The following is a 12,211-nucleotide window of genomic DNA, read 5'->3' on the forward strand; positions in this document are numbered from 1 at the left end:
CTCCGGTACACACAGCAGAGGAACGAAGTGAACGCCAGCGAAGAACTCTCGTCCCGCACCTTCGGCAACGAGGCGGGGCTGCCGCGCGTGCCGCTGCCCACGCTCGACGCGACCTGCGAGCGGTTCATGGAGTGGTGCGGGCCGCTGCTGACCGAGGACGAGCGGGCCCGGACGGAGTCGGCGCTGGCCGCGTTCGTCCGGCCCGGCGGCCCCGGCCGGACGCTGCACGCCGCGCTCGAGCGCTACGACGCCGCCGAGGGGGTGCACAGCTGGCTCGACACGTTCTGGCCGTACCGCTACCTCGGCCGCCGCGACCGGATCGCGCTGAACGCCAACTTCTTCTTCCTGTTCAAGGAGTCGCCGGAGGGGCAGGCCGACCGCGCGGCCGGGCTGATCGCCGGGGCGCTCGACTACAAGCTGCGGCTGGACGCCGAGCGCATCCCGCCGGTCGTGCAGCGCGGCCGCCCGCTGTCGATGGTGCAGAACCGGTTCCTGTTCTCCACGACCCGCATCCCCGGCGCCGAGCAGGACACCGTCCGCGCGCCCTACACCGACGCGTGGCCGGGGCCGTCCGACGCCCGCCACATCGTGGTGTTCTTCCGCGGCACCATGTTCCGGATGGACGTCCTCGGCCCGGACGGCCGCCCGCACACCCTCGACGAGCTGCGGGCCGGGCTCGGCACGATCCTGAAGGCGGAGGCGGCGGAGGAGCCGTCCGCCGGGCACCTCACCACCAAGGCCCGCGCCGAGTGGGCGGCGAGCCGCGACGCGCTGCTGGCGCTCGGCAACGACAAGGCCCTGGACGAGGTCGAGACGGCGCTGTTCTGCGTCTGCCTGGAGGACTTCGCCCCCGCGAACACCCTCGACGCCTGCGACCACCTGCTCCACGGTGACAGCGGCAACCGCTGGTTCGACAAGGCGGTGTCGTTCGTCGTGTTCGGCGACGGCACCGCGGGCATCAACGTCGAGCACTGCGGGCTGGACGGCACCACGGTCCTCAGCTTCGTGGACGAGCTGCTCGGCGCGCCGCCCGCGGAGCTGTCCCGGCGGTCGGGCGCCGCCGCGCAGGGCCTGCCCGCGATCGAGCCGATCCGGTTCGCGCTGGACGAGGACCTGCGGCGCGACATCGAGGAGGCGGCGGCCTCCTTCGCCGGCTACGCCGCCGCGACCGCCACGACCGCCGTCTCGTTCGACGACTTCGGCTCCGCCGAGGCCAAACGGCTGAAGACGTCGCCGGACGCGTTCGTCCAGCTGGCCTACCAGCTCGCCCACCGGCGCGCGAAGGGCCTCACCGGCACCACCTACGAGTCGATCGCGACCCGCCAGTACCGGCACGGCCGCACCGAGGCGATGCGGGTCGTCACCCCCGAGGTGCTGCGCTTCGTCGCGGCCATGGACGACCCCGCGGCCGACCGGGAGGCGCGCCGGAACGCGTTCCGCGCCGCCGCCGAGGCGCACGTGCGCCGCGCGAAGGAGTGCCAGGCCGGGCAGGCGCCCGAGCAGCACCTGTGGGAGCTGCAGCTGATCGCCAAGCGGCGCGGCGCCGAACTCGGCGTCACCGGGCCGCTCCCGCTGTTCGACACGCCGGGCTGGATCAAGATGCGGGACGACTACCTCTCCACCAGCTCCGCGCCGTCGGTCAACATCCGGTACTTCGGGTTCGGGTCGACCAGCGAGCAGTGCATCGGCGTCGCCTACGTCCTGCTGCCGGACCGCTTCAACCTGTACCTGAGCACGCCGCAGCCCGTCGCGGACGCCATGTACGCGTTCGCGGACCGGCTGCGCGAGGCCGTCCAGGAGCTGCGCGACCTGCTCTCCTGATCGCGGCCCCGCGCCTATCGCGCCCCGCCTGATCGCGCCCTGCCCGATCGCGCCCCGCCCGCCCGGTCAGCGGCCCGGCCGGGCGGGGCGGTGGATCCGCCCGGCCGGGTACAGCCAGCGCCGCAGCAGCCGGCTGAGCGCGGGCATGATCACCACGGTGAGCAGCGGGATCACGATCACCGGGAACGTCAGCGCCTGCACCGGCACCGGCCACGACTTCGTCAGCGGGGTGGCGAACGCGTTCAGCAGCAGGCTGAGCGGATACACCGCGCAGAACGTCACGACGATCATCTTCGCCTTGGACGGCGCCGGCACCGACTCCCCGGGCAGGCTGAACCACGTCTCCAGCCCGGTGGTGTCCAGATGGTGCTCGTCGGCGATGCCGCGGACCCGGTCGATCCAGTCGGCCCGCTCCGGCGACCGCAGCCACCGGTCGAGCGAGTCCTGGTCGGCGAAGTTCACGACCGTGTAGTACCGGTGCCGCGCCCCCTCGGCGCGCAGCCAGGTGGCGCCCCGGTGGCCCGGATGCCCGGAGGCGACCCGGTGGAGGCCCTCCGCCCATTCCTCGAAGTCGCGCTCCCGGCCGGGCCTGACGTCCCAGGTGACCACGAGCGTGACGGGCTCGGTCTCCGCGTTACCCATACCGGAGATCTCACCCGTCCCGCTCCGTCCATGCCCGCCCCCGCCCGCTCGGGTGGGCGGCGGGCGCGGGCTCAGGTGGCGGCGAGCGCCTCGGTCGGGCTGAGCCGGGACGCCCGGACCGCCGGGTACAGCCCCGCCGCCGCGCCGATGACCAGCGTCGCCGCGACGCCGCCGAGCACCGCCCAGGCGGGGATCACCACCGGCCACCCCTGGTAGAGGGCGTAGCCGGCGGTCACCAGCGACCCGATCAGCGCGCCGCCGACCCCGCCGAGCGCCGACAGCAGCAGCGACTCGGCGAGGAACTGGGTGCGGATCTGGCCGCGGGTCGCGCCGAGGGAGCGGCGCAGCCCGATCTCCGCGCGGCGCTCCAGCACCGAGATCACCATGGTGTTGGCGACCCCGACGCCGCCGACGAGCAGCGCGACCGCGCCGAGGCCGAGCAGCAGCCCGGTGAACGCCTCGCCCGCCGCCTGCCGCGCCGCGAGCGCGTCCGACGGCCGCGACACCTCCACCTCGTTCGGCGCCGCCGGGTTCGCGGTCGGGCCGAGCACGTCCCGGACGTCCTCGACGCGCGCGTCCGCCGACCGGGTGTAGATCGTCGTCGGATGCCCGTCGAAGCCGAGCACGCTCCGCGCGGCGGGCCAGCCGACCAGCGCCGCGGTGTCCAGCTCGGGGGCCAGCGCCACCGGCGCCAGGATCCCGATCACGGTGAACCGGTGGCCGCCGACGAGCACCTGCACGTCCGGGGACGCGTGCCCGATGCCGAGCCGCTCGGCCGCCTTCGCGCCGAGCACCACCGCGGGGAACTCGCCGGTCGCGGTGCTCAGCCACACGCCGCGGCTCAGCTCCGCGCCCGTCGCGGCGCGCAGGCCGGTCCGGGCCGCGTACGTCGCGATCCCGTTGGTCTCGGTCGCGGGCACCTTGCCGGACCGGTAGACCTTCGCCTCGTCCAGCAGCCCGATCGCCGACACGTCCCGGACCGGGGCGATGCGGGCCACCATCCGCTCCGACTCCAGCGGCAGCTGCGCCTTCTCCCCGGTGAGCGTGCTGCCCGGCGACACCGTCAGCAGGTTGGTGCCGAGCGCGGCGAGGGCCCGGTCCAGTTCCGCGCGGGACGAGGAGGACACGCCGACGACGGCGACCATCGCGGCGATCCCGATCGCGATGCCGAGCGCGGACAGGAACGCCCGCATCGGACGCGTCCGCAGCCCCACCGCGCCGACCTTGACCACGTCGCCCGGCCACAGCCGCGCGGGCCGCAGCGTCCCGGCGGCCGTCACCGCGCCGCCTCGGGCAGGGCGGCCTCGGCGAGCGCGGAGTCGGCGAGGGCGGAGTCGGCGACGACGCGGCCGTCGCGCATCCGGACGCGGCGCGGCAGCCCGTCCGCGATCTCCCGGTCGTGCGTGATGATCACGACGGTGGTGCCGGCGGCGTGCAGCTCGCGCAGCAGCGCCATCACCCCGTCCCCGGACGCCGAGTCCAGCGCGCCGGTGGGCTCGTCGGCGAGCAGCAGCGCGGGCTCCCCCGCCACCGCCCGCGCGATCGCGACCCGCTGCCGCTCCCCGCCGGACAGCTCGTGCGGCTCGTGGTCCAGCCGGTGGCCGAGCCCGACCCGTTCCAGCGCCGCCGCGGCCCGCCGTCGCCGCGCCGCCGCGCGGAGCCCGGTGTAGAGCAGCCCGTCCGCGACGTTGTCGATCGCCCGCGTCCCCGCCGCCAGGTGGAAGTGCTGGAACACGAACCCGATGCGGGTCGCGCGGAGCGCCGACAGCTTCGCGTCGGTCAGCCGCCCCACGTCGTGCCCGTCGATGTGGACGCTGCCCGACGTCGGCCGGTCCAGCGTGCCGAGGACGTTCAGCATCGTCGACTTGCCCGACCCGGACGGCCCGACGATCGCGACGAGCTCGCCCGCGGCGATGCGCAGCGACACCCCGGCGAGCGCGTGCACGCCGCCCGGATACCGCTTCACCACGTCCCGCAGCGCGATCATTTCGGCACCCCCACGACGGTGCCCGCGGTGATCCCCGACCCGGAGATCTCGACCTTGCCGTCCGCGAACAGGCCCGTCTCGACCGGGACGTAGGAGGAGGCCGCGCCCTTGACGACCTCCACGCCGAAGCCGCCCTCGCTCAGCGCGACCAGCGCGGTCACCGGGACGGTCAGCACGTCCTCGCGCCTGCCCGCGGTGAACGTGACGTCGACCGAGGCGAGCGCGTACCGCGCGGCGGCCTTCTTCGCCTTCGCCGTGTCGAGCCAGATCGTCACCTCCACCTTCGTCGTCGGGTCCTGGCCCTGCTCGCCCGGCTCGATCACGGTCGTGACCTCGTCGATCTCCGCGGTGACGGTCTCGTTCTCCGGCAGCGTCACGGTGACCTTCGCGCCCTTCCTCGCCATGCGCTGGTCGGCGGTGTCCAGCTCGACCGTCACGGCCTGGCCGGTGCCCGTGCGGGTGAGCACCTTCTTGCCGGGTGCCACCGGTTCGCCCGCGCTCGCCTGGACGCTGTCGACCCGGACCGGCCCGTCCGCGAACGCGACGCGGCCGAGCTCGACCGTCCCGGTCTCCGCGACGCCGATGTCCTCCTGCCATTCCCGGACGGCGTCGGCGGTGTCGGAGGTGTACTCGTCGTCCACGGTGAAGCCGCCGTAGCCGAGCGCGCTGAGGTTCTTCTCGAACCGCTTCACGTCCGCCCCCTCGGTGCCGACCTCCAGCGGCCGGTAGGACGGCCTGGACCCGTACATCAGCACGACCGGGTCGCCGTCCACCTCGTACAGCTCGTGGCCGCGGGTGATCTCGGCGCCGCTCTCGGGGAGCTTCGTCAGCGTGCCCCGCAGCTGGCTCGTCACGACGGACGCCGGGCCGTAGCCGAGCCGCCCGTCCTCGGTCTGGGCGTCGTTGAGCGTCTGCCGCGCGACCTTCGCGGTGGCGGGCGGCAGCGCCGGATCCGGTCCGCCGCCGGATTCGCCGCCGCCCAGCGCCGCCGCGGTCGCCACCCCGCCGCCGGCCGCGACCAGCGCGGCGACCCCGAGGACGAGCAGCGGCCGGGGCCGGCGGCGGGCCCGCGCCCGCCGCTCCTCCCGCGCCGGGGCGCTCTCGTCCACGGCCGTCCCGCCCATCACTTCCCGCCCTGGAGGATCTTCTGGCACTCCTGCTGCCCGGCCTCGAAGTCGGGGTCCTCGCCGACCTTCGCGTCGATCCGGATGCCGCGCTGGCCCGGCTTCGGGTCGGGGAACGCCTCCACGCCGTGCTGCCGCATGCATTCGGCGTGCTTGCGCGCCCGCTCCTGCATCTGCGGGTCGGGGGCGCCGGTGGCGTTCGCCTGCGGGTTGTACTGCCGGCACGCCTCCATCGCCTTGTCGACGGTCTCCTTGTTGCCCTTGACCTTGAGCTGGACGCCCTTGCCGGGCTGGGGGTCGTCCATGTCCACGCCGTGCTCGCGCATGCACTGGGCGAACTTCACGCCCAGCTCGTCCAGGTTCGGCTTGGCGCCGCCGCCCGCCGGGCCCTCCTGCTTCGCGCCGCCCGCCGACGCCACGCCGGTGTCGCCGCCGCCGTCCGAGCCGCACCCGGTCAGCGCCAGCGCCAGCGCGAGCGGCAGCGCCGCCAGGATCCGCAGTCGCATGTCTCCTCCTCGTCCGCCGGCCGGAGCCGTTCCGGCCGATGCCGAGCGATGCAACCCGGCCGGACGTTTCCCCCGCGTTTCCGCGTCCGCGGAGCCGGCGGCTAACGGCGACGAAACACGCCGTCGGGCAGCATCACCCCTCGGAGGAGGAGCGATGAGAGTTCTGGTGGTGGAGGACGAGCGGCTGCTCGCGGACGCGATCGCCGAGTGGCTGCGGGACGACGCGCACGCCGTCGACCTCGCCTACGACGGCGCGGCGGCGCTGGAGCGCACCGGCGTCAACGACTACGACGTGATCGTCCTGGACCGCGACCTGCCGCTCGTCCACGGCGACGAGGTGTGCCGGGAGGTCGTGCGGGCCGGGGCGGCGGCGCGGATCCTGATGCTGACCGCCGCCGCCGAGGTCACCGACCGGGTCGGCGGCCTCGGGCTCGGCGCCGACGACTACCTCACCAAGCCGTTCGCGTTCCCGGAGCTCGCCGCCCGCGTGCACGCGCTCGGCCGCCGGTCCCGGCCGGCCGCGCCGCCGACGCTGCAGCGCGCCGGGATCACCCTGGACCCGGCGCGCCGCGAGGTGTTCCGCGACGGCCGGTACGTGCCGCTCGCCCGCAAGGAGTTCGCCGTCCTCGCCGAGCTGCTGCGCGCGGACGGCGCCGTCGTCTCCGCCGAGCAGCTCCTGGAGAAGGCGTGGGACGAGCACGCCGACCCGTTCACCGGCGCCGTCCGGCTGACCGTCCTCAAGCTGCGCCGCAAGCTCGCCGACCCGCCCGTGGTCGAGACCGTCAAGGGAGCGGGGTACCGGATCCCATGAAGCTGTCGCTGCGCGCCCGGCTCACCCTCACCTACTGCGGCCTGTTCCTCGTCGCCGGGGTCGTCCTGCTCGGGGTGACCTACGCCCTGTTCAACCAGCAGCTGTCCCGTTCGGGCACGAAGGTCCTCGCGACCCGGCTGGCCCCGGCGCCGGGCACCACGCCCGCTCCGGAGCGGCGCGTCCCGGAGGAGCAGCTGCTGGCCGACACCGAGGGCTGGATGAAGAAGCAGCGGGCCGAGCTGCGCGACGCCGCCATCACGTCGCTGGTGACGCAGGGGTCGATCGCGCTGCTCGTCGTCGGCGGGGCGGCGGCGGGCCTCGGCTGGCTCATCGCGGGCCAGGTGCTGTCCCCGCTGCACCGCGTCACCGAGACCGCCCGGCGGATCGCCGGCTCGCCCGCCGCCGACCGGGGCCTGCACGAGCGCATCGCCCTCACCGGACCGCGCGACGAGGTGAAGGAGCTCGCCGACACCTTCGACACGATGGTGGAGCGGCTCGACCGGTCCTTCGACGGCCAGCGCCGCTTCGTCGCCAACGCCTCGCACGAGCTGCGCACGCCTCTCACGCTGGGCCGCGCCCTGGTCGAGGTCGCGATGCACCGCGCGTCGGCGTCCCCGGACGTCCGGCAGCTCGGCGAGACCCTGCTGCAGATCAACGCGCGGCACGAGCGGCTCATCGGCGGCCTGCTGCTGCTCGCCCGCTCCGAGAACGAGATCACCCACCGGGCGCCCGTCGACCTCGCGGACGTCGTCGCCCACGTCGCGTCCCAGACCGCGCCCGAGGCCAAGGAGACCGGCATCGCCGTCGAGACCGACGCCGCCGAGGCCATGACGTCGGGCGACGCCCTCCTCCTCGAACGCGTCGTGCAGAACCTCCTGGAGAACGGCCTGCGCCACAACACCGAGGGCGGCTGGGTCAGCGTCGCCTGCCGCACCGAGGACGGCCGCGCCGTCCTGGAGGTCGCCAACTCGGGCCCGTCCGTCCCGCCCTACGAGATCCCGGCGCTGTTCGAGCCGTTCCGGCGCCTGGACGGCGACCGCGTCGTCACCGCGAAGGGCGCCGGGCTGGGGCTCTCGATCGTCCAGTCGATCGTCCGGGCGCACGGCGGGACGGTCAGCGCCGTCCCCCGCGCCCAGGGCGGCCTGGCCATCACGGTCGCCCTGCCCGGCGGCTAACCGCGCGGGAACAGCGCGTCCACGAACGCGTTGCGGAACTTCCCGCCGGGGTCCAGCTCGCCCGCCAGCGCGGCGAAATCGGCGGCGCGGTCGTAGCGGGCGGCGACCTCCCCGGCGGGCGTGGTGCTGAGCTTGCCCCAGTGCGGCCGGGCCCCCAGCGGGACGAGCCGCTCCTGCAGCGCGGCGACCGCGGGCAGCACCCCGGCGGGATCGTCGTGCCAGGTGAAGTGGAAGGTCACCGAGTCCCTGCCGTACGCCGGGCTCAGCCACAGGTCGTCGCCGCGGACGGTGCGGATCTCGGAGATGTGCAGCACCGGCGTCAGGACGCCGGCGAGCCCGCGCACCTCCGCGATCGCCGCGCCCGCCGCCTCCCTGGGCAGGAACCACTCCGATTGCAGCTCCCGTCCGGCGCTCGGCGTCAGCTCGGGCCGGAAATGGGGCAGCCGCTCGTGCCACGGGCCCGGCTCCCCCAGCTGGACGGTGCAGGCCGCCGGCTCCATGCCCGGCACCGGATGCACGGCAGCACTCGCCGCGCGCCCGCCGCCCCACACCGGCTCCGGCGCGCCCGCGCGGCATTTGGGCCACACTGTGGCCTCGCCGCTGCGCCACCCGGTGAAGGCGCTGACGCTGTAGGCGGCGCCGAAGACCTCGTCGAACCGGGCGGCCATGTCGTCGAGCGGGACGCCGAGCCGGACGTTCTGCGCGACCTCGAAGGCGGGCTCGACCTCCAGCGTCAGCCGCGTGACGACGCCCAGCGCGCCGAGCGCTACGACCGCGCCGGGGAAGCAAGCGTCGGCGTCCCGCCGCAGCTCGCGCAGGTCGCCGTCCGGGCCGACGAGTTCGAGCGCGGTCACGGACGCGGACAGGCAGCGCAGGCCGTCCCCCGACCCGTGCGTGCCGGTCGCGCAGGACCCGGCGACCGAGATGTGCGGCAGCGACGCCATGTTCGGCAGGGCGAAACCCTTGCGGTGCAGCTCTACCGCGACGTCCGCGTACCGCATCCCGGCCGCGACCGCCACGGTCGACCGGGCGGTGTCGATCTCCACCAGCGGCGGCAGCCCGTCGAGCCGGACGAGGTCGCCGGTGGTGTCGGCGACCAGGCTGAACGAATGCCCGCTGCCGAGCGCCCGCACCCGCCGCGCGTCCGCCACGACGCGGCGCAACGCGTCCACGGACTCCGGCCGGTGCACCCGCGCGGCCCCGTAACCGACGTTCCCGGCCCAATTCCTGAGGCGCGCACCTCCGCGTTGATCCACAACGGCACCGTACTTCCGGCGTAGCCCTTCCCATAATGGCCACTTGTGTATTTGTCCATATTTTCCGAACGATTCGCACGTTACGGTGAAAACCAGGTCGATCTAACCGCGGAGGGCCGGCATGACGACCTTGTTCGGCGAAGCGAACGCCAAGGGCGACCTGGTCTCCGGTGACAAGCACGTCCACCTGGCGCCGCCCCCCGAAGCCGAGGGCCCGCCCCGGCAGCTCCCGCTTGACGTGCCGGGGTTCACCGGGCGGCGGGACGTCCTCGACCGGCTCAACGCCCTCATCGAACCGCCGGGGCAGTCCCCCGTGATCATCGCGCTGACCGGCATGCCGGGCATCGGGAAGACCGCCCTGGCCGTGCACTGGGCGCACCTGGTGTCGGAGCACTTCCCCGACGGGCAGCTCTTCATCGACCTGCGCGGCTACGCGCGGCGGGGCCCGGTCGCCCCCCGCGAGGCCCTCGGCCAGGCACTGCGCACGCTGCGCGTCCCGTCCAGCCGGCTGCCCGTCGAGGAGGACGAGCTCGCCGCCCTCTACCGGTCCCGGCTCGCCGGGAAGCGGGCGCTGATCGTGCTGGACGACGCCGCGTCCGCCCAGCAGGTGTACCCGCTGCTGCCGGGCACGTCGTCGTGCGTGGTGGTCGTCACGGCCCGGCGGCGGCTCACCGCGCTGGTCGCGCGCTGCGGCGCCCGGGCGACCGCGCTCGACCTGCTGTCCCCGGCGGAGGCGCGCGACCTCGTCGGCGAGGTCGCCGGGCGGGAGCGGACCCGGCGCGAGCCCGGCGCCACCGCCGAGCTGGTGCGGATGTGCGCGCGGCTCCCGCTGGCGCTGCGGGTCGCCGCCGCGAACCTCGCCACCCGCCCGCACCAGTCGGTGGCCGACACCGTGGACGCGCTCGCGGAGGGCGACCGGCTCGCCAAGCTCGCGGCGGGCGAGGACCCGGACGAGGCCGTCGAGGCCGCGTTCGACCTGTCCTACCGCGGCCTCGCCCCGGACCGGCGCCGCGCGTTCCGGCTCCTCGGTCTCGTCGAGGGCCCGAACGTCGCGGCCGGGGCCGTCGGCGCGCTGCTCGGCACGACGCCGGAGGCCGCCCGGCGCCTGCTCGACGAGCTGGAGACGGCCGGGCTCGTCCAGGCGATCGGCGGCGGCCGCCACCACCTGCACGAACTGCTCCGCGAGTACGCGCGGGACCGGGCGCTCCAGGAGGACCCGCCCGTCGTCCGCACCGCCGCCATCCGGCGGTTCGCGATGTGGTACCTCACCACGGCCCAGCAGGCGGGGCGGTTCCTCGACCGGTACCGCCGGACGATCCGCCAGGAGCTGACCGCGCCGCCGGTGAACCCCGACCCCGCCGAGCGGGCCCGCCACCTCGAATGGTTCGCCGCCGAGCAGCAGAACCTCACCGAGCTGACCCGGCAGGTCGCGCGCCTGCACTGGGACCAGCTCACCTGGGAGCTCGCCGACGCCGTCTACGACTTCTTCGAACTGCGCCGCTACTGCCACGAGAACCTGGCGGTCCACCGGGCCGGGCTGGAGGCGGCGCAGCGCGGAGCCGACCCGCTCGCCCGCTTCTTCATGCACCACCACATCTCCGTCCTCTACCGGGAACTGGGCCAGACCCAGGAGGCGCTGCTCGAAGCGGCGCCCGCGCTGCAGCTGAGCGTCCAGTTGCAGGACCGGTACGGGGAGGCGGCCGTCCTGGACAACATGGCCCGGACGCACCTCCAGCTCAGCGACTACCGGATGGCCCTCGACCTCGGCAAGCAGGCGCTCGCCATGCGCCGCGAGATCAGCGACCGGCACGCCGAGGCGACCACGCTGGACACCCTCGCGCGCGGCTACCAGGGCCTCAGCGAGTACGACCGGGCGTACGAGTGCGCCGCCGACGCGCTGGAGATCCGCAAGGAGATCGGGGACCTGCGCGGCGAGGCCGAGACGCTCGACAACATGGCCCGCATCTACTACGGCTGGGGCCGGATCCGCGAGTCCCAGGCCGCCACCGAGCAGGCCCTCCGGATCCGCCGCGAGATCGGAGACCGGCACGGCGAGGGCGAGACGCTCGCCTTCCTCGGCTACCTCTACATGCGGATCGGCCGCCACCTCCAGGCCCGCGCCCACGCCGAGGAGGCGCTGAAGATCCGCCGCACGATCACCGACCGGCAGGGCGAGGGGCACGCCCTGGTGTACCTCTCCACGATCAGGCGGCGGCTCGGCTGGCACGAGAAGGCCGTCGAGGCGGGCCTGGAGGCGCTCGACATCCTGCAGGAGCTGCGCGACCGGCACGGCGAGGCGGAGGCGCTCGACAGCCTGAGCCGCTGCTACCGGCGGATGGGCATGTACACGGAGGCCAGGGAGGACGCGAACCGCTCGCTCGCGATCCGCCGCGAGATCGGCGACCGGCACGGCGAGGCCAACACCCTGAACGCGCTCGGCCTGATCGAGCTGAACGCCGGGCGCCTCGGCCGGGCCCGGAACGCGGCGAAGCGCTCGCTGCGGCTGTGCCACACGATCGACGACAAGCGCGGCATCGCCGGCTCCCTCGACCTGCTCAGCAAGGTGTACCTGCGGATGGGGATCGCCGGGAAGGCGCTGCGCACGGCCGAGAAGTGCCTGAGCCTGGAGAACGACCTCGGCCACAGCTACGGCAAGGTCGTCACGCTGCGCAACGTCGGCGAGATCCTGCTGCGGCTGGACCGCCCCGCCGACGCCCTCGTCCGGGTCCGCCTGGCCCGCGACCTCGCGGCGCAGATCGGCGTCCAGCACGAGGAGATCAAGGCGCTCCGCCTGCTCGCCGACATCCACCGGGCCGCCGGCGACCCGGCCGCCGCCACCACCGAGGCCGAGGCCGACGCCCTCGACCGCCAGCTCAGCCACCTCCTCGG

Annotated in this window: 10 protein-coding genes; 4 read left to right on the forward strand and 6 right to left on the reverse strand. The window is 74.7% G+C overall.

The annotated features are described in order from the left end of the window. Positions 1–27 precede the first annotated feature (27 nt). Positions 28–1,821 (forward strand): choline/carnitine O-acyltransferase, encoded by a 1,794-nt coding sequence (locus tag ETD96_RS02190; protein ID WP_138633155.1) that lies wholly within the window; start codon positions 28–30, stop codon positions 1,819–1,821. 66 nt (positions 1,822–1,887) lie between these two features. Here the strand turns inward: ETD96_RS02190 and ETD96_RS02195 are convergent, their stop codons facing one another. The 5 genes from ETD96_RS02195 to ETD96_RS02215 all read right to left on the reverse strand — a co-directional run bounded on the left by ETD96_RS02195 (position 1,888) and on the right by ETD96_RS02215 (position 6,080). Beyond that, positions 1,888–2,463 carry an antibiotic biosynthesis monooxygenase gene (locus tag ETD96_RS02195; RefSeq protein WP_138633158.1) on the reverse strand — a complete coding sequence of 192 codons (576 nt, stop codon included), beginning with the start codon at positions 2,461–2,463 and terminating at the stop codon, positions 1,888–1,890. Between the two features lie 71 nt (positions 2,464–2,534). Then, the gene (locus ETD96_RS02200; RefSeq protein ID WP_138633161.1) at positions 2,535–3,743 is read right to left on the reverse strand and encodes an ABC transporter permease; all 1,209 of its coding nucleotides are present in this window, start codon (positions 3,741–3,743) and stop codon (positions 2,535–2,537) included. Beyond that, positions 3,740–4,450 (reverse strand): ABC transporter ATP-binding protein, encoded by a 711-nt coding sequence (locus ETD96_RS02205; protein WP_138633164.1) that lies wholly within the window; start codon positions 4,448–4,450, stop codon positions 3,740–3,742. Before ETD96_RS02205 ends, ETD96_RS02200 begins: the two co-directional genes overlap by 4 nt. After that, a complete protein-coding gene (locus ETD96_RS02210; protein WP_138633167.1) occupies positions 4,447–5,574 on the reverse strand; it encodes a peptidoglycan-binding protein in 1,128 nt (375 codons plus the stop codon). Before ETD96_RS02210 ends, ETD96_RS02205 begins: the two co-directional genes overlap by 4 nt. Beyond that, positions 5,574–6,080: a hypothetical protein gene (locus tag ETD96_RS02215; protein WP_138633170.1), complete on the reverse strand. Its 507-nt coding sequence runs from the start codon at positions 6,078–6,080 to the stop codon at positions 5,574–5,576. Before ETD96_RS02215 ends, ETD96_RS02210 begins: the two co-directional genes overlap by 1 nt. Before the next feature lie 154 nt (positions 6,081–6,234). On the opposite strand from ETD96_RS02215, the gene ETD96_RS02220 reads away from it, so the two are divergent. Beyond that, positions 6,235–6,891: a response regulator transcription factor gene (locus ETD96_RS02220; protein ID WP_138633173.1), complete on the forward strand. Its 657-nt coding sequence runs from the start codon at positions 6,235–6,237 to the stop codon at positions 6,889–6,891. Continuing rightward, positions 6,888–8,066 (forward strand): sensor histidine kinase, encoded by a 1,179-nt coding sequence (locus tag ETD96_RS02225; protein WP_138633176.1) that lies wholly within the window; start codon positions 6,888–6,890, stop codon positions 8,064–8,066. Before ETD96_RS02220 ends, ETD96_RS02225 begins: the two co-directional genes overlap by 4 nt. On the opposite strand, the gene ETD96_RS02230 is transcribed toward ETD96_RS02225, so the two are convergent. Then, positions 8,063–9,322, reverse strand: a complete 1,260-nt coding sequence (locus tag ETD96_RS02230) for an FAD-binding protein (protein WP_138633179.1) — start codon at positions 9,320–9,322, stop codon at positions 8,063–8,065. The two genes, ETD96_RS02225 and ETD96_RS02230, sit on opposite strands and share 4 nt — an antisense overlap. 121 nt (positions 9,323–9,443) lie before the next feature. Between ETD96_RS02230 and ETD96_RS02235 the strand changes: the two genes are divergently transcribed. Continuing rightward, positions 9,444–12,211 (forward strand): tetratricopeptide repeat protein (locus tag ETD96_RS02235; protein ID WP_138633182.1); only part of this gene is annotated, 2,768 nt, incomplete at its 3' end.

The organism is Actinomadura geliboluensis (assembly GCF_005889745.1).
GTDB classification, from domain to species: Bacteria; Actinomycetota; Actinomycetes; order Streptosporangiales; family Streptosporangiaceae; genus Spirillospora; species Spirillospora geliboluensis.